The organism is Verminephrobacter aporrectodeae subsp. tuberculatae (genome assembly GCF_026127385.1).
In the GTDB taxonomy this organism is placed as follows: Bacteria; Pseudomonadota; Gammaproteobacteria; order Burkholderiales; family Burkholderiaceae_C; genus Acidovorax; species Acidovorax aporrectodeae.
The window spans coordinates 195,000-217,145 of the sequence record NZ_QZCX01000003.1 but is presented as its reverse complement, the minus strand read 5'-3'; the positions used below and the strand labels follow the sequence as shown (position 1 = coordinate 217,145).

At 66.4% G+C, this 22,146-nt stretch carries 17 protein-coding genes, 1 tRNA gene and 1 pseudogene; 12 read left to right on the top strand and 7 right to left on the bottom strand.

Translation table 11 applies throughout. The annotated features are described in order from the left end of the window. Positions 1-25: 25 nt before the first annotated feature. Complete coding sequence (locus D5041_RS16030; RefSeq protein WP_265285203.1) at positions 26-715, bottom strand: DUF484 family protein; 690 nt, start codon at positions 713-715, stop codon at positions 26-28. Then, positions 712-1,590 (bottom strand): diaminopimelate epimerase, encoded by an 879-nt coding sequence (gene dapF / locus D5041_RS16025; RefSeq protein WP_265285202.1) that lies wholly within the window; start codon positions 1,588-1,590, stop codon positions 712-714. Before dapF ends, D5041_RS16030 begins: the two co-directional genes overlap by 4 nt. Before the next feature lie 841 nt (positions 1,591-2,431). Between dapF and D5041_RS16020 the strand changes: the two genes are divergently transcribed. Continuing rightward, positions 2,432-3,145, top strand: coding sequence for a hypothetical protein (locus D5041_RS16020; protein WP_265256729.1), 714 nt, complete (start codon positions 2,432-2,434; stop codon positions 3,143-3,145). Between the two features lie 33 nt (positions 3,146-3,178). On the opposite strand, the gene D5041_RS16015 is transcribed toward D5041_RS16020, so the two are convergent. Then, entirely contained in the window at positions 3,179-5,164 is a 1,986-nt protein-coding gene (locus D5041_RS16015; protein ID WP_265256728.1) for a monovalent cation:proton antiporter family protein, read from the bottom strand. 99 nt (positions 5,165-5,263) lie between these two features. Here D5041_RS16015 and D5041_RS16010 point away from each other — a divergent pair, with 99 nt between their 5' ends. From D5041_RS16010 to D5041_RS15995, 4 genes are read left to right on the top strand one after another with little or no spacing between them, the layout of a single operon-like run. Further along, a complete protein-coding gene (locus D5041_RS16010) occupies positions 5,264-6,265 on the top strand; it encodes a KpsF/GutQ family sugar-phosphate isomerase (protein WP_010101569.1) in 1,002 nt (333 codons plus the stop codon). Further along, positions 6,265-6,849: a KdsC family phosphatase gene (locus tag D5041_RS16005; RefSeq protein WP_010101567.1), complete on the top strand. Its 585-nt coding sequence runs from the start codon at positions 6,265-6,267 to the stop codon at positions 6,847-6,849. Before D5041_RS16010 ends, D5041_RS16005 begins: the two co-directional genes overlap by 1 nt. Beyond that, entirely contained in the window at positions 6,846-7,499 is a 654-nt protein-coding gene (gene lptC / locus D5041_RS16000; protein ID WP_265256727.1) for an LPS export ABC transporter periplasmic protein LptC, read from the top strand. The genes D5041_RS16005 and lptC overlap by 4 nt, the downstream gene beginning before the upstream one ends. A gap of 12 nt (positions 7,500-7,511) precedes the next feature. Next, positions 7,512-8,096, top strand: a complete 585-nt coding sequence (locus D5041_RS15995) for a YqiA/YcfP family alpha/beta fold hydrolase (RefSeq protein WP_265280712.1) — start codon at positions 7,512-7,514, stop codon at positions 8,094-8,096. A gap of 34 nt (positions 8,097-8,130) precedes the next feature. On the opposite strand, the gene D5041_RS15990 is transcribed toward D5041_RS15995, so the two are convergent. Next, positions 8,131-10,605, bottom strand: coding sequence for a penicillin acylase family protein (locus tag D5041_RS15990; protein WP_265285746.1), 2,475 nt, complete (start codon positions 10,603-10,605; stop codon positions 8,131-8,133). Positions 10,606-10,937: 332 nt separating this feature from the next. Here D5041_RS15990 and D5041_RS15985 point away from each other — a divergent pair, with 332 nt between their 5' ends. The 4 genes and pseudogenes from D5041_RS15985 (at position 10,938) to D5041_RS15970 (ending at position 14,675) form a co-directional block, all read left to right on the top strand. Continuing rightward, positions 10,938-11,483, top strand: coding sequence for a PaaI family thioesterase (locus D5041_RS15985; RefSeq protein ID WP_265256725.1), 546 nt, complete (start codon positions 10,938-10,940; stop codon positions 11,481-11,483). Beyond that, on the top strand, positions 11,480-11,887 hold the full coding sequence (gloA, locus tag D5041_RS15980; RefSeq protein WP_010100827.1) for a lactoylglutathione lyase: 408 nt from the start codon (positions 11,480-11,482) through the stop codon (positions 11,885-11,887). Before D5041_RS15985 ends, gloA begins: the two co-directional genes overlap by 4 nt. A 16-nt stretch (positions 11,888-11,903) precedes the next feature. Further along, the gene (locus D5041_RS15975; RefSeq protein WP_265256724.1) at positions 11,904-13,076 is read left to right on the top strand and encodes a YbfB/YjiJ family MFS transporter; all 1,173 of its coding nucleotides are present in this window, start codon (positions 11,904-11,906) and stop codon (positions 13,074-13,076) included. 284 nt (positions 13,077-13,360) lie between these two features. Continuing rightward, positions 13,361-14,675, top strand: a pseudogene (locus D5041_RS15970) (ISL3 family transposase). Between the two features lie 45 nt (positions 14,676-14,720). Here the strand turns inward: D5041_RS15970 and D5041_RS15965 are convergent. Then, on the bottom strand, positions 14,721-17,117 hold the full coding sequence (locus D5041_RS15965; protein ID WP_265285201.1) for a UvrD-helicase domain-containing protein: 2,397 nt from the start codon (positions 17,115-17,117) through the stop codon (positions 14,721-14,723). A gap of 202 nt (positions 17,118-17,319) precedes the next feature. Between D5041_RS15965 and D5041_RS15960 the strand changes: the two genes are divergently transcribed. The 3 genes from D5041_RS15960 (at position 17,320) to D5041_RS15950 (ending at position 19,379) form a co-directional block, all read left to right on the top strand. Beyond that, the gene (locus tag D5041_RS15960) at positions 17,320-18,297 is read left to right on the top strand and encodes a GMP reductase (protein WP_265285200.1); all 978 of its coding nucleotides are present in this window, start codon (positions 17,320-17,322) and stop codon (positions 18,295-18,297) included. 28 nt (positions 18,298-18,325) lie between these two features. Further along, the gene (locus D5041_RS15955) at positions 18,326-19,228 is read left to right on the top strand and encodes an NAD(P)-dependent oxidoreductase (protein WP_029554066.1); all 903 of its coding nucleotides are present in this window, start codon (positions 18,326-18,328) and stop codon (positions 19,226-19,228) included. A 75-nt stretch (positions 19,229-19,303) separates the two neighbouring features. Further along, positions 19,304-19,379, top strand: a tRNA-Lys gene (locus D5041_RS15950). Positions 19,380-19,635: 256 nt separating this feature from the next. Here D5041_RS15950 and D5041_RS15945 read toward each other — a convergent pair. Together D5041_RS15945 and D5041_RS15940 are read right to left on the bottom strand one after the other, a co-directional pair. Then, the gene (locus tag D5041_RS15945; protein WP_138927777.1) at positions 19,636-20,169 is read right to left on the bottom strand and encodes a hypothetical protein; all 534 of its coding nucleotides are present in this window, start codon (positions 20,167-20,169) and stop codon (positions 19,636-19,638) included. A 663-nt stretch (positions 20,170-20,832) separates the two neighbouring features. After that, positions 20,833-22,113, bottom strand: coding sequence for an L-fuconate dehydratase (locus tag D5041_RS15940; RefSeq protein WP_010100835.1), 1,281 nt, complete (start codon positions 22,111-22,113; stop codon positions 20,833-20,835). Between the last annotated feature and the right edge of the window lie 33 nt (positions 22,114-22,146).

Below are 22,146 nucleotides of genomic sequence, written 5' to 3'. Positions count from 1 at the left end.
GCGTCGCAGGGGGCTCGGGGGTGTTTCACATCAAGCGCAGCAGCGCCGCGCTGGCCAGTTCCGCCATGCGCGCGAGGAAGTCGGTGCCCATGGTGGCGTCGAAGCGCTGCGGGTCTTGCGCACCCAGCACGAGCAGGCCGAAGGCGGGCGAGGGAACGTCCATGGCGCATGCACGCAGCGGCAGCAGGGCCAGCGACTGCGCGGGCCTGTCCGCCTCCTGCGTCAGCCAGCCCGCGGGTTCGAAGCCCAGGTTGGGGCCGCAGAACGGCAGCGTGAGCGACGAGGTGAACGTGCGCACGTCCTCGCTTGCGTCCCGCGTGAAGGGTGCGTCGGCGTAGGGGGCGGCCACGTTCCATACGCGCACTGCGGCCTGGGGCACGTCCAACAGGGTGCGCAGGCCGTGCACCATGGTCTGCGGCAGATCGAACGGATCTTTGACCTGCAGCAGCGCGCCGCTCCACTGATGCACCTTGTGCGCGATGGTGGCGTTTTCGCTGCCGTTGCGCAGCATCTCCATGATGCGTTGCTCCAGCCCCCGGATTTTCTCGCGCAGCATCTCGGCCTGGCGTTCCTGCAGGCTCACGGCGCGCGCACCGTGCACGCTGACGAGCTGCACGCTGGCCAGAACCTCGGCATGGCGCTCGAAGAAGCCCGGCGTGCTGGTCAGAAACTGGACGATGTGTTCTTCGGAGATCGATGCGATGGGTGTGGTCATGGGTTGGGGGGAAGTTCGATCCGGCCTTCGAACACCGTGGCGGCGGGGCCGGTCATGAAAACGGAGTCGGCGGCGGCGCCGCTCCAGGAAATGCTGAGGCGCCCGCCGCGCATGTCCACGTGCACCTCGGGATCGAGCAGCCCCAGGCGGATTCCCGCCGCGGCGGCCGCGCAGGCGCCCGTGCCGCAGGCCAGGGTCTCGCCCACGCCGCGCTCGAAGACGCGCAGCCGCGCATGGCCCCGGTCCACGATCTGCATGAAGCCCGCGTTCACGCGCTGCGCAAAGCGCGCATGGTTTGCGATCAGCGGGCCCGTCTGCTGCACGGGCGCGCTGTCCACGTCGTCCACCCACTGCACGGCATGCGGGTTGCCCATGGCGACGATGGCGATCCAGACGCTGGTGCCAGACGCCGCGGCCCCGAGCGCCAGCGGCCACTGCTGCGCTGCGCCCCGGGGCATGGCTTGCAGGTCCGACGTGTCAAAGGGCAGGTCGGCGGGATCGAAGCGCGGGCACCCCATGTCGACCGTGACGCGGCCATCGGGCGTCAGCCGGGGGGCGATCACGCCGCCGCGCGTCTGCACCCGCAGGCTGTCCTTGTGCGTGAGGCCCTTGTCGCGCACGAAGCGCGCAAAGCAGCGCGCGCCGTTGCCGCATTGCTCGACCTCGCCGCCGTCGGCGTTGTGGATCAGGTATTCGAAGTCGATTCCCGGGGCGGGCGAGGGCCGCACGCTGAGGATCTGGTCGGCCCCCACGCCGAAATGGCGGTCCGCGAGAAAGCGGTACTGGGCCGCGGACAGCCCCAGGCACCCCCGGGTTTCGTCGAGCACCACGAAATCGTTGCCTGCGCCCTGCATCTTGGTAAAGAGAACCTGCATCGCCGGATTATCACCGCTGGCGCTGGCCCTGCGAGAGCGCCGTCAGGATCTGCCGGTGCCGTCCGACGCTGTCCTGCGCCAAAGCGCGCGCTGCGGCCACGGCGGGTGCCGAACCTGGCACGCGGCGGGGCCGCGCAGGGCAGCGGCTTGGGCGTCCAGGGTGCGCAGCGCCTTGCTTGGGGCCGGCTGGGGAGTTGGCGGCGCCTTCTGTCTGATTGGACGCGCCGGTGCAGCAGGTATTCGGTATTGTCCGTGTGCTCCGATTGCGCGCAGCGCGAAAACCTTCGGGAACCCGCTGGATCAGTAAATCGTAATCAGAAAATAAATCCGCGCCGGCATGCGTGGCGCCATCCCGGTCCCTGTATTTTGTGCAGCTTGCCCGGGCCGCCCTCCCGGCCATGGGAGGCTCTGCTGACCGATGGGGAGTGATAACAACACGGGATAATCTTGGATAAAGCTTGTTTCTGCCGTGGCGCCATCGGCTATCGGGTGCATCCGACCCGGGTCCGCGCAACGCCCGGTACGGGAACTGAACCGGGCCGCAGGGCCAGCGCGCCGGCGCGCAGGGTGCATCGGCACGCAGGTGCTTGCGGAACCTGCGCGTGTGAAACCCCCGCCCAAGCCGGTAGCAGGGTGCTCAGCAACAGCTGCGTGCTGGCCTCGATTTTGCGGATTGGGGAATATGGACATTCTGTATAATCATCTGCAGTCTGTTGCTCAATACAACAGCTTATTTGGTATTTGAGCTTCAATTGTTGTAATTGATAATATTTTGGAACTTCAATTGATATGTGCAAATAAATTCCCATGCGTCGCCCGAAAGAAACGAAGAGGACAAACCATGCTTTTTCCCAACTGGTTCAACCGCCAATCCGCCTCTGTCGATGAGCCCCGACCTGCGGCCGGATCGCCTGCTGCGTTATCTGCCAACGTCCCTTCGGAACCCGCGCCGGACAAACCGCTGCCGCAGGCACAGGCGCCAGTGGACAGGGCCGAACGCATGCAGCGCCGCGAAGCGCTGTACGCCGTGGTGCGCGAGGTGATGCGGCGTGCCTGGGTGCTGGCTGCCGGTTACAAATTCAAGGTTCTGTCGATCGACCCATCGCATCGCCAGTTTCTGGTGATGATCGATCTGGCGCGCGGATACGGCGGTGAGTCCATCTGCCAGAACGAGATCGCGGCGCTGATCGCCCAGACCGCCAAGACCCGCAGCGACATCCTGGTGACAGCGGTCTACTGGCGCATCGATGACCGCGAGCCCGTGGGGCCCCTGCTGAAGGACCCGCCTCCTCAGGGTGCCGAAGCGCCCTTGCCGGCGGCCGGGCAGCCCCCTGTCGGGGTGGCAGCCGCGGTCGCGCGCGCTGCGGAGCCCGCCCTGCCGGATCCACCGGCCGCGGCGCCATCGGTCGCGCCGTGTGTCCTGCCCTCCCCGAGTGTGCTCATTGCCGGGCGCCCGAAGCAGTCCCGGTCTCTCAACGGTTTCGAAGACACGTTGCACGATGCCCGGGATTCCGACCTGAACCTGAGCAATACCCAGTACGGCGAACTGGGCTGAACCCGGATCGGCCCTGCGTGCAGGGCCTGTTTCCTAGCCGCGCAGCAGCCGGTCCTGCGCCAGCGTCAGCGCCGCAGGGTGGCCCGAGAGCACCAGGGTGTCGCCCTCGGCGAGCAGCGCGCTGTCCACGGTGGCGCTCATGTGGCCGTTGCCGCGGCGCAGGTTCACCACGCGCACGCCGATGGCGGACAGGGCGAATTGGCCCAGGCTCTGGCCCAGCGCGGCGGAGCCCGCGGGCAGACTGATGGTCGACAGGCGCTCCTGATCGCGTTCGTTCACGGTGTCGTCGTCCGCGCCGTGGAAGTAGCCGCGCAGCAGCTTGTAGCGCGCATCGCGCTGCTCCTGAACGAGCCGCAGCACGCGCCGCATGGGCACGCCCACCAGCGCCAGCGCGTGGCTGGCGAGCATCAGCGATCCTTCGATGGCCTCGGGAACGACCTCGGTGGCACCCGCCGCCTGCAACTTGTCCAGGTGCAGGTCGTCCTGCGTGCGTACCACCACCGGCACCTGGGGGGCGTGGGAGCGGGCGTTGGCCAGCACCTTCAGGGTGGCCTGCACGTCGATGTAGGTGACCACCACGGCGCGGGCCCGAACCAGACCCGCGGCCATGAGCGCTTGCAGGCGCGTGGCGTCGCCGTACACCACGCTGTCGCCTGCCGCCGTGGCCTGGTGCACGCGATCCGGGTCCAGGTCGAGCGCCATATACGGAATGTCCTCGTGCTCGAGCATGCGCGCCAGATTTTGCCCGCAGCGGCCATAGCCGCAGATGATCACGTGCCCGCTGGTGTTGATGGCCTTGCGCGCGATCGAGGTCATTTGCAGCGACTGTTGCAGCCAGTCGCTGGCCACCAACTTCATCACGATGTGGTTGCTGTACATGATGAGCAGCGGCGTCACCAGCATCGACAGCACCATGGCCGCCAGGATGGGGTTCATCAGCGCGGGCTGCACCAGGCCGTGGCTGCGGGTCAGCGAGAGCAGCACGAAGCCGAACTCGCCCGCCTGCGCCAGATAGAGCCCGGTGCGCAGTGCCACCCCGGTGGTGGCGCCCATGCTGCGCGCGAGCAGCAAGATGATCCCCAGCTTGAGCAGCAGGGGGGCCGTGAACAGCAGCAGCACCAGGGCCCAGCGTTCGATCAGGATGTGCCAGTCGAGCAGCATGCCGATGGTGATGAAGAACAGCCCCAGCAGCACGTCATGGAACGGACGGATGTCGGTTTCCACCTGGTGGCGGTACTCGGTCTCGGAGATCAGCACGCCGGCGATGAAGGCGCCCAGCGCCAAGCTCAGCCCCGCGAGCTCGGTCAGCCAGGCCAGGCCGAGCGTGATCAGCAGCAGGTTCAGCATGAACAGCTCGTCGCTCTTGCGGCGCGCGACCAGCATGAGCCACCAGTGCATCAGCCGCTGCCCCCCGATGAGCAGCAGGCCCACGAGCAAGGCGGCCTTGAGCAGCGCCCAGCCCAGCGAGGGCAGGAGCAGTTCGGGTTCCGAACCGAGCGCCGGGATGAGCACCAGCAGCGGCACCACGGCCAGGTCCTGGAACAGCAAGATGCCCATGATCCGCCGGCCGTGCGTGCTCTCCAGCTCGCCCCGCTCGGCCAGGAGCTTGACCACGATGGCCGTGCTGCTCATCGCCGTCGCGCCCGACAGCGCGAGCGCGCTCTGCCAGCCCATGTTCCAGACGCCGCCGACCCAGCGCGCGAGCAGCAGCGCCGCCGCAGCCACCAGGGCCATGGTCAGCAGCACCTGCAGCAGCCCCAGGCCGAACACCTGCTTGCGCATCGCGCGCAGCTTGGGCAGGCTGAACTCGAGCCCGATGGCGAACATCAGGAACACCACGCCGAACTCACCCAGGTGCCGCATCCCTTCGGAGTTTTGCGCCAGCGCCAGTGCGTGCGGTCCGATCAGCACGCCCGCAGTCAGGTAGCCCAGCATGGGGGGCAGCTTGAGGCTGCGGAAAACCACCACGCCCAGCACCGCGGCCAGCAGGTAGAGCAGGGTCAGGGCGAGAGAAGACATGGCCCGGATGCTATCCGAGCCTTGGCCTGCTGGGCCGTTCGGCGCCTGACTGGCGCGCAAACGCCGCGCTCCGGCGCACCCGGTCGATAGAATCCCGGAATGACTCCAGCCTCCGCCGCGCCGCGCCCCTTCGACGCCGAACAGGCCCTGCGCCTGGCCCGCGCGACCTTTGAAATCGAAGCCGCGGCCCTGACCGGGCTCGCGCGCCGGGTGGACGCAGCATTCGCCCGGGCCGTGCAGTTGGTGCTCCAGACCCGGGGGCGCATGGTGGTCATGGGGGTGGGCAAGAGCGGCCACGTGGGGCGCAAGATCGCCGCCACTCTGGCGTCCACCGGAACCCCCGCGTTCTTCGTCCACCCCGCCGAGGCGAGCCATGGCGACCTGGGCATGGTCACTGGCGACGACCTCGTGCTGGCGATTTCGAACAGCGGCGAAAGCGCCGAGCTCACCATCATCTTGCCGCTGCTCAAGCGCCTGGGTGCCTCACTGATCGCCATGACGGGCGGTTTGCAGTCCACGCTGGCGCGCCACGCCGATCTGCTGCTCGATTGCGGCGTGGAGCGGGAGGCCTGCCCGCTGAACCTCGCGCCCACGGCGAGCACCACCGCGCAGCTGGCCATGGGCGACGCGCTGGCGGTGGCGCTGCTCGACGCACGCGGCTTTCGCCCCGAAGACTTTGCCCGTTCGCACCCCGGCGGCGCACTCGGGCGCAGACTGCTCACGCACGTGCGCGACGTCATGCGCAGCGCAGCGCAGGTCCCGCGCGTCGCGCCCGACGCATCCTTTGGCGAGCTCATGCGCGAGATGAGCGCCAAGGGCCTGGGTGCCTCGGCCATCGTGGACGCGGCGGGCCGGGTGCTGGGCATCTTCACCGACGGGGATTTGCGCCGCCGCATCGAGTCCGGCGCCGAACTGCGCGCCACCACGGCGGCGCAGGTCATGCACGCTGCCCCGCGCCGCATTGCGCCCGACGCGCTGGCCGTGGACGCCGCCCGGATGATGGAAACCCATGCCATCACCAGCGTGCTGGTGGTGGACTCTGACGATGTGCTGACCGGGGTGGTGCATATCGGCGACCTCATGCGCGCCAAGGTGATCTGATGGCCGCGCCGGAAAACCCCTCCCGCGCACTGCCCGCTCTGGTGCCCGCGCTGCGCATCGACCCGGAACTGCTGCTGCGCGCCCAGGGCGTGCGGGTGGCATTTTTCGACGTGGACGGCGTCCTGACCGACGGGGGCCTGTACTTCAGCGAATCGGGTGAGACCCTCAAGCGCTTCCATTCCCTGGACGGGCAGGGGATCCGGCTGCTCCAGCGGGCGGGGATTACGCCCGCGGTGATCACGGGGCGCGACTGCGCGCCCCTGCGCGCGCGCCTGGCGGCGCTGGGCGTGGAGCACGCCGTCTTCGGCAGCGAGAACAAACGCCCGGCTGCGGAGCAGATCCTGGGCACGTTGGGTCTGGACTGGTCGCAGGCTGCGGCCATGGGCGACGACTGGCTCGACCTGCCGCTGCTGCGCCGCAGCGCCCTGGCCTGCGCACCGGCGAACGCGCAGGTCGAGGTGCGCCAGGTGGCCCATTACGTGACCCGGGCGTGTGGCGGCGCCGGCGCCGCGCGCGAATTGTGCGACCTGCTGCTCACGGCCACGGGCCACTATGCGGCGCTGCTCGCGGACTACGGCGCATGAACCAGGCGCGTGCCCGGTGGACCGACGGGCTGCGGGTGATCCGCCAGGGCTGGGAGCAGCTCACGCTCTACCTGCCCGTCGCGCTGATGGGCCTGCTGGCGCTGGGCAGTTGGTGGCTGGTGCGCAACGCGCCCCAGCCGCTGCAACTCGCCGAGGAGCGGCAGTGGGAACACCAGCCGGACTACTCCATGAAGTCCTTTTCCATGAAAAGCTTTGACGCCGTGGGCCGCCTGCAGAACGAGATGCAAGGCGAGGAGGCACGGCATTACCCGGACACCGACAGGATCGAGATCGACAGGGTGCGCATGCGCTCGATCGACCCCGAAGGCCGCGTCACCGTGGCCACGGCGGACCGTGCGCTGACGAACGCCGACGGTTCGGAAGTGCAATTGTTCGGCCACGCCGTCGTCACGCGCGAGCCCCTGCCTGCACGGCCCGGGGTGTCCGCGCAGCCGCGACTGGAATTGCGCAGCGAGTTCCTGCACGCATTCACGCGCACCGGGCGCCTGCGCTCGAACCGACCCGTCACGCTCACCCGGGACCAGGACCGCTTTACCGCCGACGGCATGGAATACGACAACCTCGACCAGGTGCTGCAACTGCACGGGCGGGTGCGGGGTCTGCTGCCGCCGCCGGGTGCTGCCCAGTAAGAGAAGCACATGATGAGAACGACGCATCTGCTGTACCTGCACGGTTTTCGCTCTTCGCCCGCGTCGGTCAAGGCGCGCCAGATGGCCGCGCACGTGGCGCAGCAGCACCCGGCCGTCAGCTTCTGGTGCCCGCAACTGCCGCCCTCGCCGCGCGCCGCCATGCAGGCGGTGGCCCAGGGAATCGCCGGCTGGCCCCGGGCCAGCATGGCGGTGCTCGGATCGTCGCTCGGAGGCTTCTACGCGAGTTGGGTGGCGCAGCGCATGGGCTGCCCCAGCGTGCTGCTGAACCCTGCCGTGGACCCGGCCCGCAGCCTTGAGCGTTACATCGGCGAGCACGGCACCTGGCAGAACCCGGGCGAGCGGATTTACTTCCTGCCCGAATACATCGGCGAACTCCAGGCGCTCGACACCCGGGGCCTGCCAGCCGCAGCGCCCGAACTGCTCATCGTTGCCAAGGGCGACGAGTTGCTCGACTGGCACGAAATGGTCCGGCGCTACCCCGGCGCCCGGCACATCGTGCAAGAGGGCGGGGAGCATGCGCTGAGCAGCTTTGCTGCGTACATCCCGGAGATCGCGCGTTTCCTGCGGCTGGCATAAGGGCGGACGGGTTCCCGGACGCGCGGCCGACCTCTCAGGGCATGGCCCCCGTGGGGTGCGCCGGACGCATCCGATCCTGGCGCAGCGCCAGATGGCAGAGCGCGTCGTCGCGCGCGCAAGCGCCCGAACCAAGCCTGCTGCCCGCTGCCCGCTTGCCCGGCTCGAGCACGATTTTCTGCAGCGTGGCCTGCTCCACCGCCTTGCGCGAATACAGCAGCGGGAAGTAGTCGCCGTGGAGCCATTTCTCGGCCAGATCGCGGTAGTGCGGGCTCTCCGGGTCACCCGATTGACCCGGTGCATTCACCGTCCTCGAGTTGTCCCAGTTGCCGACGTCAACCACCACGCGGAACGACGGGCCGTTGGTTTGGCGGAAGTCGCCGCCGGGGCGGTACATCGACTGGTTCGGCGAATAGGGTCCCCCGTGCTTCGGCAGCGGGCCGACGTTCAGCTTGGCGCGCGTGGCCTCATCCACTGCGCTGGCCAGCGGGTGCTCCATCAGGTTGTAGTGCAACCTGCCCCATTGCCATTGGACAGGATCCTCGCCTTGCAACGTGAGCATCTCGGCGTAGGCGCGGCCGAGGCTGCCCAGCAAGATAGCGTCGCGCTGGTGCGCTGCCTGCTCGCCCAGGCGCGCCTGCGGCTGCTCCAGCGTATCGAGCAACACGGCGACGTCGGGCGGCCCCATCGCCGCCGCGGCGTCCTGGCTCAGCACCGCCCTCTTGAAGGCCGTGCCCAGATGCCGCGTGAGCCAGACCTCATACAACGCCGCCGGCGCGGAATCGACGCGCTCGACGCAATCCCAGCCCTTGAGGACATTCAGCGCCGCTTGCGTCCGCGCATCGGTTGACGACAGCGGAGCGAGCAAGGCCGTGAGGCGGCGCGCGGGAATCGACAGGTCGTCGTTCTGCAGGTCCATCGAATCCTGCAGGGAGACCTTCGGCAAAGCCGCCAGCACTTCGCTGATGCGCGCAAAGCGCGAACCGTTGGTCCACTCGAAACCCAGCTTGCGCTGCTGGTACGGGTAGCCGTCGGGCAGGTTCATCTGGTTTGCGCTGGCGAACCAGCCCTGCTTCGGGTTGTAGCTCGACGGCAGCTGGTCGCCACTCCAGAATCCGGCCCACTCGTAGCGGCCGTCGCCCGGCACGGGCAGCAGGCCATCCCAGTTCGGCCGCTTGGGCGCAAGGCCGCCGGGCACCCAGCCAATATTGCCCTTGGTGTCGGCGTAGACCAGGTTCTCGGTCGGTGCGCCCCAGTGCAGCATGGCGCGTTTGAAGGACTTGTAATTCTTGGCGCGCATGTATTCGATGCTGCCGAAGTAAGGCGACATGCCCGGCTCCATCCAGCCCGAGCGCAGGGCGAAGGCCCGGTTCTTTTCCTTCTCGACGAAGATCACCGGGCCGTGGCGCGTGAAGCGCAGCTGCGCCGTCACCGGCGCAGCGCCCTTGACCTCGATCGGTTCATGCAAGACGCGCAAGCGCTCCCATTGGCCCTGGTACTTGTACTCGTCGGGGTTGTCCGGGTTGAGTTCGTAGACGTACAGGTCTTCCTGGTCGATGCTGAAGATGGTCAGGCCAAAGGCGATGCTGCCGTTGTGGCCGATCGAAATGCCCGGCAAGGCCGGCTCGCCAGCGCCGATGACGTTCAGGCCGGGCGCAATCAGGTGCGCGATGTAGCGCAGCGACGGCGCGGAATAGGCGCGGTGCGGATCGTTCGCCATGATCGCGCGGCCGGTCGCCGATTTCGCCGGCGCGACCACCCAGTTGTTGCTGCCTTCCATGGTTTCTTCGGGGTTTTCGTCCGCGGCGATCCGGATGCTGTCGCCCTGATCGTCGGCGCGCGCGGCCAGGCTGCCCGGGGTGATCCGGACATTTTGCGTGGCCAGCTGGAACACCTTGAGCAGATCCTCGGGCAGGCAGGGATCGAGCCCTTCGGGCAGCGTCGCTTCCCACTTCGGCTTCAGGCCCAAGCGGACGATGTCGGATTCGAGGTTCGCCTTGCAGACGACGTGGGCGCGCGCAACCTCGCTGTTCAGATTGCGCGTCAGTCCATGGCTGCGAATACGCACCACGTCCTGCGCCTGCCACCTGGCCGGCAGGTAGGCAAGCTGTTTGAATTCATACGGCAGGCGCTCGGGGTGCTCCGTCACGAAATCGACGTAGGCATTGATTCCGGCGACGAAGGCGGTCGCCACTTTCTCCGCTTGCTTGCCGTAGGCGTTCCACTCGCGCTGCATGTCGCCGCGATACAGGAACAGGCGCGTGGCCTGGTCCTGCGCAACGTAAGCCGGACCGAACACCTGCGCCAATTGACCGAGTCCGCGGCGGCGCCACAGGTCGATCTGGAACAGGCGATCGCGCGCGGCGTTGAAGCCCTGCACGAAGAAGGCGTCGGTCTGGCTGGCGGCGTAGATATGCGGGACGCCCCATTCGTCGATGAGGATTTCGGCCTTCTGCTGCAGGCCGGGGACGCGCAGGGTCTCCGTCGTGCCGGCTGCATGCGCCAAGGGCATGAGCAGGCACAGCGACAGCGCGGCGCAAGCGGTTCTGCATCGGTTCCTGGCGCCCGCGGGGGCGCGCATCGCTGGTAGCGCCTTGGACGGCATGAATCCGGATGCTTGTGTCATGGGAGTGTCTTGCATGGAAGGTGGGCGCTCGGGCGGATGGCTGGTCCGCGGTTATGTAGCAATTTGTTAGTAATGTCCAGGATATCCAAGAATGATGCAATAGAAATTCCGCTCCAGCAGGGAGGACCCGTTCTCCGGCGCCGGGCTCGCTGCGCATTGGCGGGCAGAATACGCGACGGCATCGACCTCCTTGCACCCCCAACAACCCCGGATACCCCATGACGCAGAACGACCCACTGGAACAATGGCTTGCACAGGAGCGCGAGATCGTCTCCCGACTGGACGCCGGCGCAGGCCCCGGCATTGTCCGGCCCGACCAAGTCGCCGCAATGACCGGTTTGCAGATGCTGCAAGCCATGCTGCGCGGCGAACTGCCCTACCCGCCCATGGCACGCACGCTCGACTTTCACATCGTCGAGGTGGGCGACGGCCTGGCGGTGTTTCAGGGCGCGCCCGGCGCAGCGCACCTCAACCCCATGGGCACGGTGCACGGCGGCTGGTTTGCCACCCTGCTCGACTCGGCCATGGGCTGCGCCGTGCACACGCGCATGGAGCCGGGGCACGGCTACACCACGGCGGAACTGGGGGTGAACCTGGTCAGGGCCATCACGCCCAAGGTGCAGCGGGTGCGTGCGCGGGGCCGCGTGATCCACTGCGGGCGGCAACTGGCGACGGCCGAGGCGCGTCTGGAGGGGCCCGACGGCACGCTGTACGCGCACGCCACCACCACGTGCCTGGTCTTCAGCCTGCCGGGGCAGTCATGAAATTCCTGCACACGATGCTGCGCGTGGGCGACCTCCAGCGCGCGATTGATTTCTACACCCAGGTGCTGGGCATGCAACTGCTGCGCCGCTCGGAAAACCCCGAGTACAAGTACTCGCTGGCCTTTCTGGGTTTTGCCGGTGGCAACCCCGGCCAAGCCGAGATCGAACTGACCTGGAACTGGGGCGTGCACGACTACGAGCACGGCAACGCCTACGGCCACATTGCGCTGGGCGTTCCCGACGTCTACGCCGCGTGCGAGAAGATCCAGGCCGCCGGCGGCAAGGTGACGCGCGCGGCGGGGCCCGTCCGGGGCGGCCGCACGGTGATCGCGTTCGTGGTGGACCCCGACGGCTACCAGATCGAATTGGTCGAGCGCGCCGAAACTGCGGCTGGCCAGAACTGATTCCGCCGCGTCCGGTATGCCCCGCAGCGTGCTGACCGGTCTGAGCCTTGCCGGCCTGTGCGCGACCTTTGTCGGCAACGGAATAGGGCGCTTTGCCTATATCGCGCTGATGCCCGCGCTGATCCAGGCCGGCTGGTTTTCCAAGAGCGATGCCTCGTATCTGGGTGCGGCAACGCTGGTGGGGTATCTGCTCGGCGCTCCGATGTCCGGCATGCTGCTGCGCCACTATCGGGTCGGCAGCGTGCTGCGTGGGGCCATGCTCGCGTGCTCGCTGAGCTATCTGGCCTGCGCCCTCCTGGGCGCGGCGATGCCCTGGTACTACTTTTGGCGCGCCATGGCCGGATTCGGGGGCGCGATCCTGATGGTGCTGGCCGCCCCCGCGGTGCTGCCGCAGCACAGTCCTGCCGTGCGCGGGCGGGTGAGCGGGGTGGTGTTTTCCGGCATTGGTCTGGGCGCAGCGGCCTCCGGGTTGCTGATCCCCCTGCTCGTGCCCTGGGGCATTGCCAGCGCCTGGCTGGGCATGGGAAGCATCTGCCTGGTATTGACGCTGCTGACCTGGCACCAGTGGGCGCCGGATGCGCCGCTGCACCCGGCGGATGCGCAGGCGCAGCCGCTGCCGGCCGAGCGGCGCGTGGCGGTCGGCCTCCTCCTCGCGGCCTACACGCTGGACGCGGTGGGCTACCTGCCACACACCCTGTTTTGGGTCGATTACACCGTACGCGAACTCCAAATGCCCTTGGCGACGGGTGGCTTCCTTTGGGCCCTGTTCGGCGTGGGTGCGGCGATCGGTCCCTTGCTGGCCGGAAAGCTGGGCGATGTTTTCGGCTTCAAGCGCTGCCTGATCGCATGCTTTCTGCTCAAGTCCCTGGGGGTTGCATTGCCGCTGTTCGGCAGCAATGTGCTGACGCTGTGTGCCTCGTCCATCCTGGTGGGCATGCTCACTCCCGGGATCGTCATGCTGGTGTCCACCTGCACGCTGGACTGTGTGGGTGCAAGGCAGCATCGCAGGGTCTGGGGCGCAATGACTTTCAGCTTCGCTGCCGCGCAGGCCGCGGGAGGCTACCTCATGGCGTTCGTTGCCGCCAATGGGCAATCGTATCGACCGCTGTTTCTTGTCAGCGCCTGCGCCCTGCTGTGCTCCGTGCCGTGCATCGCGTGCATTCGTGTGCAGCCCGCAGCAAAGGCTTGAGCAAATTCCATCGGAGCACCGGTGAACGCTGCCCGCAATGCATCAAGTGCGTACATGGCCTGGAAAGCCAGCGCCGAGGAACTGGTTGGAAGGATGGAAACAGGATGACCGGGCGAACTGATATTTTCTTTGACACATCCTTGCCGACCTCTGTCGAGGGGCTCCTCGTCGTTTCGTGTGGAAACCAACATGCACAATAGCCGCTGGTAATGGATGCTGGAGGACAGGTCGTCTCGGGCCTGTCCACAGGTCCACCAAGTTGATGTTGAACATGGGAGTGTCTGATGGGTGTTGAACTGGAAGCGCTGTTCACCAATGCGCTGGGGCTGCAAGCGCCGTGGGTTGTCGAGAACGTCAAACTCAACACCACCGACCGCCGGATCGACTTCGAGATTGGCTGCCACGGCGCTGGCTTGGCGTGCCCGGTCTGTGGTGCTGGCGCACAGCCCATCCATGACCGGCTGCTCCGCTCTTGGCGTCATCTGGACTTCTTCCAGTTCGAGACCTGGCTGCATTGCGAGGTGCCGCGCATCGCGTGCAGTGACTGTGGCAAGACCACGCAGATGCTGGTGCCCTGGGCCCGTCCAGGCTCGGGCTTCACGGTGGCCTTTGAAGCATTCGCCTTGGCCCTGTGTCGTGACTTGCCGGTGAACCAAGCGGCGGCGTTGCTGCGCTGTTCTGACAAGCAACTGTGGCGGCGCATCGAGTTTTACGTCGAGCAAGCCCGCGCCCAGGAGCGGTTTACGGATGTCCGCATTGTGGGCATCGACGAGACCAGTGTGCGCCGAGGGCAGAACTACATCACCGTGGTGCATGACCTCGATGCCAAACGACTGCTGTTCGCCACCGAGGGACGTGAGCACAAGACGGTGCTCGATTTTGTTGACGATCTGAAGGCCCATGGTGGCGACAGCGAGCAGGTCAAGCATGTGTGCATGGACATGAGCGCGGCCTACGCCAAGGGAGTGGGGTTGGGGTTGGCGTTGCCGCAGGCGCAGATCAGCTACGACCGGTTCCATGTTGTGGCGATGGCCATGGATGCGATGGACCAGGTGCGGCGCACGGAGATGGCACAGGACGCCCCGGCGGTGCGAGTGGCCTTGGAGTCGGCAGTTGACAACGATGAGCACAAGACGCTCAAGCAACTGATGTGGGGGATGCGGCGCAACCCCGAAAGTTGGAGCGTCAAGCAAACCGACGCAATGCATTGGTTGCAGCGCTCCTTGCTCAAGAGCGCGCGGGCGTGGCGGTTGAAGATGGCGTTGCGCGCGGTGTATGCGAGGGCCAAGGAGCACAACAGCGTACAGCAGGCGAGTGTCGAACTGCAGGCTTGGTTGAGTTGGGCGTTCAGATGCCGGCTGGAGCCGTTCAAGAAGCTGGCCAGAAGCCTCAAGGAACGCTTTGCTGCGGGTGGTGCGTGGCGTGTTGGGGCATCGCAGCAATGCCTACGTGGAGGCCATGAACGGACTCTTGCAGCAGGCCAAGCGCGCAGCCCGTGGGTTGCGCACGAGCGACAACTTCATCACCATCGCCTACCTGCGCATGTCCAAACTCAAGCATCTGCCTGCCAGTCCGTTTGCGCCCGTTGGGAGCACATGAGGTTGTTGTGTTCCACACGAAACGACGAAGGGCCCCGGTCTGCCGTCAACAATCCACCACCGTCAGCTTGGCTATCGACAGCACCAGCCACTTGGTCCCGTGCCGGGGAAAGTGCACCTGGGTGCGCGCGTCGTCGCCCCGGCCTTCGACGCTCAGCACCCGGCCTTCTCCGAACCGGTTGTGGAACACGGCCATGCCGGCGCGCAGGCCCTGCGCTGGCGCCGCTTCCTGCAACACGGCGGGCGGGCTGGAAGGGGTTTTGGATTCGAAGCCGAACGGGTCTTTTGCGCTGGAAGAATACCCATTCAGCGCGCCGGAATCAGGAATGCCCCAGCCCCGCGGCCTGGACGTGATCCACTTGAGCGCCCCCTCGGGCAGTTCATCGAAGAAACGGCTTGGGGCGTTGTAGCGGGTCTTGCCGTGCAGCAAGCGGGTGTGCGCGCGGCTCAGGTACAGCCGCTTGCGCGCACGGGTGATGGCGACGTACATCAGGCGGCGCTCTTCCTCCAGCGCATCGCGCGCGTTGGCCGAGTTCTCGTGCGGGAACAGGCCCTCTTCCATGCCTCCGATGAACACGCCGTCAAACTCCAGGCCCTTGCTGGCGTGTACGGTCATGAGTTGCACGGCGTCCTGCCCGGTCCGGGCCTGGTTGTCACCCGCCTCGAGCGCGGCGTGGCTCAGGAAGGCCGCCAGGGGCGAGAGGGGCTCGCCCGTATCGCCGTCGGGCATCCGCGCAGGCGGCTCGTCGGGCGCCGGGGAATCCGGGTCCAGCCCCTGGCTTGCCGGGCTTTGCGTGGGCAGGGCCACGGCGTCGCGGCCAAGGCCCTCCTGCATGGCAAAGCTTTCGGCCGCGTTCACCAACTCTTGCAGGTTCTCGATGCGGTCGGCGCCTTCCTTTTCGCTGCGAAAGTGCTCCAGCAGCCCCGTCGATTCGAGCATCTGCTCGACGATTTCGCGCAGGCTCAGGCCCTGCGTCTGCGCGCGCAGGGCGCGCACCATGGCCACGAAGGCGGCCAAGTTCGCGCCCGCCTTGCCGGCAACGGCGCCCACGCCGTCGTGCAGCGAGCAGCCTGCGGTGCGCGCGGTGTCTTGCAGCAGTTCGACGCTGCGCGCGCCGATGCCGCGCGGCGGAAAGTTCAGCACGCGCAGGAAGCTGGTGTCGTCGTGGGGGTTCTCCAGCAGCCGCAGGTAGGCCAGCGCGTGCTTGATTTCGGCGCGCTCGAAGAAGCGCAGGCCGCCGTACACCCGGTAGGGCATGCCGGCGTTGAACAACGCCGATTCGATGACCCGGCTCTGCGCGTTGCTGCGGTAGAGCACGGCGATTTCCATGCGCTCGAAACCGTTGTGCTGCACCAGTTGCCCGATCTCCTCGACCATCCAGCGCGCCTCTTGCGTATCCGTTTCGGCCTCGTACACGCGCACCGGCTCGCCGGGGCCCTGCACGGTGCGCAGGTTCTTTCCCAGGCGCTGGCTGTTGTGGCTGATGAGGGCATTCGCAGAGTCGAGGATGTTGCTGTGGCTGCGGTAGTTCTGCTCCAGCTTGATCTGCTGGCGCACGTCGAACTCGCGCACGAAATCGGTCATATTGCCCACGCGCGCACCGCGAAAGGCGTAGATGCTCTGGTCGTCGTCGCCCACGGCGATGACGCTGCCGCGCGTCTGCAAGCGCCCGTCCACCGTGTCGCCCGCGAACTGCTTGAGCCAGGCGTATTGCAGCTTGCTGGTGTCCTGGAACTCGTCCACCAGGATGTGCGCAAAGCGCTGCTGGTAATGCGTGCGGATGGCGGCGTTGTCGCGCAGCAGCTCGTGGCTGCGCAGCATCAGTTCGCCGAAATCGACCACGCCTTCGCGCTGGCATTGCTCTTCGTAGAGTTGGTAGATCTCGGTTTTCTTGCGTGCATCGCTGTCGTGCGCCGGTACGCTGCCCGGGCGCAGACCCTCCTCCTTGCAGCCCGAGATGAAGTACGCCAGTTGCTTGGGGGGAAAGCGCTCGTCGTCCACGGCGTACTGCTTGCACAGGCGCTTGACGGCCGAGAGCTGATCCTGCGTGTCCAGGATCTGGAACGCCTGCGGCAGGCCCGCGGCCCTGTGGTGCGCACGCAGCAGGCGGTTGCACAGGCCGTGGAAGGTGCCGATCCACATGCCGCGCACATTCAGCGGCAGCATGGCCGACAGGCGCGTCACCATCTCCTTGGCGGCCTTGTTCGTGAAGGTGACGGCCAGGACGCCGCCGGGCGTGGCGTAGCCGTTTTGCAGCAGCCAGGCGATGCGCGTGGTGAGCACGCGCGTCTTGCCCGATCCCGCACCTGCGAGGATGAGCGCGTGGCCGGCGGGCAGTGTGACGGCGGCAAGCTGTTCGGAATTCAAATGCGCCAGCAGGGGCGAAGCGGCCAAGTGCGCCAGAGCCTGCGGCGCACCCGAGGGCGGGTCTTGTGGAAACATCCGCGCATTGTAGAAAGCCGCCCGGCCGCCCTCCCTGCGGCCAGGCCGCGTGGAAATTGCGCCGGGTGTGCTGCCCCAGCGACGGGGGCCCTCGGTAGAATCGCGCCCGGCCCGGGTTTCTTGCGCTCCGGTGTGCCTGCGCACCGCTTCGGCGCGGCCGCAAATCGTTTTGCCGCACCCCTCTACGAGGCTTGGGATCCGCATGGAAATCTTCGACTACGACAATATTCTCTTGCTGCCGCGCAAATGCCGCGTGGCAAGCCGTTCGGAATGCGACACCAGCGTGGAACTGGGCAGCCGGTCGTTTCGCATCCCCGTGGTGCCGTCGAACATGAAAACGGTGGTGGACGAAAAAATCTGCACCTGGCTGGCGCACAACGGCTACTTCTACGCCATGCACCGGTTCGGCCTGGACAACGTCCGGTTCGTGCGCGACATGCAGGCCAAGGGCTGCTACGCGTCGATCTCGCTGGGCATCAAGCGCTCCGATTACGACACGGTCGATGCGTTGGTGGCGCAGGGCCTGGCGCCCGAATACGTCAGCATCGACATCGCCCATGGCCATGCCGACAGCGTGAGGAACATGATCGAGCACCTCAAGGCCCGGCTGCCCCGGGCGTTCGTCATTGCCGGCAACGTGGCCACGCCCGAGGCCGTGATCGACCTGGAAAACTGGGGTGCCGACGCCACCAAGGTGGGCGTGGGCCCCGGCAAGGTATGCATTACCCAGCTCAAGACCGGCTTTGGCACGGGGGGCTGGCAGTTGTCGGCGCTCAAATGGTGCGCGCGCGTGGCGACCCGGCCGATCATTGCCGACGGCGGAATCCGCAGCCATGGCGACATTGCCAAGAGCATCCGCTTCGGGGCCAGCATGGTGATGATCGGCTCGCTGTTTGCGGGCCACGAGGAGTCGCCGGGCCAGACCGTCGAGGTCGGCGGCGCGCGGTTCAAGGAGTACTACGGCTCGGCCAGCGACTACAACAAGGGTGAGTATCGGCACGTCGAAGGCAAGCGCATCCTCGAACCCGTCAAGGGCCGGCTCGCCGACACGCTGGTGGAAATGGAGCAGGACCTGCAAAGCTCGATCAGCTACGCCGGCGGCAGGCGGCTGATGGATGTCCGCAAGGTGAACTATGTGATCCTGGGCGGCGACAACGCGGGCGAGCACCTGCTGATGTGAGCCGCTCCCCGACAAGATGCACGACGCCATGGCCAATACACCGGAGACATCGCAGACACCGCTGCGCCTCGCCGTCCTCGGCACGGGCCTGATGGGGCAGCCCATGGCACGCCGCCTGTGCGCGGCCGGGCACCGGGTGCACGTCTGGAACCGCACCCGGGCCAAGGCCGAACCCCTGGCTGCGTTCGGCGCCACCGTGCACGCCACCCCGGCGCAAGCGGTCCGGGACGCCGACATCGTGCTCAGCCTGCTCGAAAACGGCCCGGTGGTCGGGCACGTGCTGTTCGAGCTGGCCGCGGCCCAGGCCATGCGCAGCGCGGCCTTGTTCATGGACATGGCGTCCATCGGGCCGCGCGAGGCCCGCGAGCATGCGGCCCGCCTGCAGGAGATGGGCTTGGCGCACCTGGACGCGCCGGTATCGGGCGGGACCGTGGGCGCAGAGGCCGGAACCCTGGCCATCATGGTCGGCGGCCGCACACAGGACTTCCTGCGCGCGCAGCCGGTATTTGCCAGCCTGGGCCGCGCCACGCACGTGGGGTCGCATGGCGCAGGCCAGATCGCCAAGCTCGCCAACCAGATGATCGTGGGCATCACCATTGGCGCGGTCGCAGAGGCACTGCTGTTTGCCGCCAAGGGTGGGGCGGACATGGCCCGGGTCCGCGAGGCCATCGGTGGCGGGTTTGCCGAGAGCCGCATCCTGCAACTGCATGGTCAGCGCATGGTGGAGCGCGACTTCGCCCCGCGCGGGCGCATGGCGGTGCAACTCAAGGACCTGCGCAACGCACTCGCCACGGCGCGGGAGATTGGCTTCGACGCCCCCATCACCGCCGTTCTCGACGCCCTGTACGCGCAAGGCGTGGAGCACGGCCTGGGTGAACTCGACCACAGCGGCCTGTTCGTCGAACTGGCCCGCCGCAATGCCTTGCAGTGACTTTGCGCGGTGCTTGCGGGCCGCAGGAGAGTTGGGGCATAATTCGCCCCTCCGCAGGAATGCGGACCCAGATTTGGGTTCTTAGCTCAGTTGGTAGAGCAGCGGACTCTTAATCCGTAGGTCGAGTGTTCGAGCCACTCAGGACCCACCAAATCACCCCAAACCCCATGGGGAAAAAAGCCTGCCGCAAAAGCAGGCTTTTTTTTGGATGCCCGTGGCGACCGGTGGGAATGCGCCACGATGGATCTTGCGCGTACCCTGCGGCCCAGGATTCATGCAACAACGCCCGTTGCATCGATTGCGCCGAAACGCTCAAGAGCTGCGATTTGATAATCGCGGGGCACTGGCATTGCCATGGAGATGCCGGGGTTTGATTCCTGAACCCCTTGGCTTTGGTGCGGCAGCAATCATCCCCACTGAAAGGTTTCCTCTTCTCTGCCGGTCCACATGGGATTGGTCGGCCCAATAAACATTCTTCCCTCGCTGCCAAGTACGGTTAGCCGCGTGATTTTATACCTCTTCCAGAGCGCAAACCACTTGTCCGGAGTGTGCGCGTTGGCATGACGCGCCCATCCCTCTCCATGGAACCCTCCGTATATATCGTAGTAAGGCGTATCCTGGGTTTCTCCGGTTTGAACATCTACGAGGCGCAAGGAGATTTTTTTGACTTCATCCGGTCCAAAATCCCAAAGACACCTGTAAAGATATTCTCCTGCCCTGAACTTCAAAGTGATCGCGTAATTTGGATCCAAGTCCGTGTATGTAAAGAGCAGCTGAATGCCCACCCCGGATTCTGCATAAGCATACGTGTTGTCCAGTGGGGATGGAGGTATGTCCATCAAGACGGAATTATCGGGGCCGGGACCGGAACCACTGCTCACTTCTGATGAAACTGCACTTTGGGCATGCACGGATTCAAAAGCAAATTGGCGTTGTTGCATAAATTGACCTTCAAGGATGTATTTTCATGGGATGCGCACGGACTGCGGACGAGCCGCAGGGCCATGCGATTGGGAGCGCCGGCACGATGGTGACACCGGGCCTGCGAACCAATCTGGTGTGCCCACAGGCAATGGCCTGCAAGCGTCTTTTTTTGGGGGGCAGCACGCATGGTGCCCAAGTTGACCTCGGGCAAGCGCCGCGCCATCGTTGCTCATGAGTGCATCGATTGCGCTGAAACCCTCAAGAACCCCGCGACGCATGATCGCGGGATGTTGGCACTGCATTGGAGAGGCAGGTTCCATCTCAAAACTCTTTGCGTATATTGCAGCAGTCATCGCCACCGAATGGTTTCTTCTTCTCTGCCGGTCCACAGGGGGCCGATCGGCCCAACAAACATTCTTCCCTCGTTTCATGCTCAGACTCAAAAGCGAATTGGCGTTGCCGCATGCGATGCGCACGCGCCGAAGGGCCATGCTTGGGGATGTATCTTTTTAAAGGTGAATTTATGTAACTGCGCTCATCCTAGCACCAAGCACGGGACATGGTTTGCACCTTTGCGACACTGCGCGCGCGCAGCGTGCGGTCGAAGTTCTCGTGCAACGCAGCGCGCCCCCGGAGTCGCAGATGAGCACCTTGTTCCGGAGGTGTGCCGGTCCGGCGTTTCAGCCGCGGTGCGCGTAGGCGGCCAGCGACGCGGGCTGCATCTCGATCGAGTAGCCCGGGCGCTGCGGCGGCATGTACGCGGCGTTGCGCACCACGCAGGGATCGACGAAATGCTCGTGCAGGTGGTCTACGAACTCGATGACGCGGCCCTCCTTCGTCGCCGCGATGCACAGGTAGTCGATCATGGACAGATGCTGCACGTACTCGCACAGGCCCACGCCGCCCGCGTGCGGGCAGACCTTCAGGCCGTGCTTGGCGGCCATCAGCATCACCGCAAGCACCTCGTTCACGCCACCCAGGCGGCAGGCGTCGATCTGCACCACGTCGATGGCCCCGCGCATGATGAATTGCTTGAAAACGATGCGGTTCTGGCACATTTCTCCGGTGGCCACCTGCATCGATCCCGCGAGCGCCTCGCGGATCCGCCGGTGGCCTTCCACGTCGTCGGGGCTGGTGGGTTCTTCGATGAACCAGGGTTTGGCAAAGGCCAGTTGCCGCAGCCAGTCGATGGCCTGATCGACCTCCCAGACCTGGTTGGCGTCGATCATCAGCTGGCGTTCGGGCCCGAGCACTTCGCGGGCAATGCGCAGGCGGCGGACGTCGTCCTGCAGGTCGCGGCCGACCTTGAGCTTGACGTGCGTGAATCCGGCGTCCACCGCCTGCTGCGCCAGGCGGCGCAGTTTGGCGTCGTCGTAGCCCAGCCAGCCCGCCGACGTGGTGTAGCAGGGGTAGCCGTGCGCGAGCAACTCGGCCAGGCGCTGCGCCTTGCCTGCGGCGCGCTCGCGCAGCAGCGCCAGCGCCTCTGCGGGCGTGATGCAGTCGGTGATGTAGCGAAAGTCGATGAGCCGGACCAGTTCCTCGGGAGTCATGTCCGCGACCAGCCGCCACACGGGCTTGCCTTCGGCCTTGGCCCACAGATCCCAGACGGCGTTTACCAGCGCACTGGTCGCCAGGTGGATCGCGCCCTTGTCCGGGCCGATCCAGCGCAGCTGGCTGTCGGAGGTGACGTGGCGCCAGAAGCGCCCCATGTCCTCGGCGATCCAGGCCAGGTCGAGGCCGACCACGCGATGTTCCAGCGCGCGCAGCGCGGCGCAGCAAATCTCGTTGCCGCGGCCAATGGTGAAGCTCAGGCCATGCCCCGCGAGCCCGGGCTGGTCGGTGTCCAGCACCAGGTAGGCGGCGGAGTAGTCCGGATCCGGGTTCATCGCGTCGGAGCCGTCGCGTTGCGTGGACGTGGGAAAGCGCGTGTCCAGGACGCGCATCGACCGGATGGTGGTCATGTCATGGTGGTGGGGGAGGGGGCGGGTCCATGC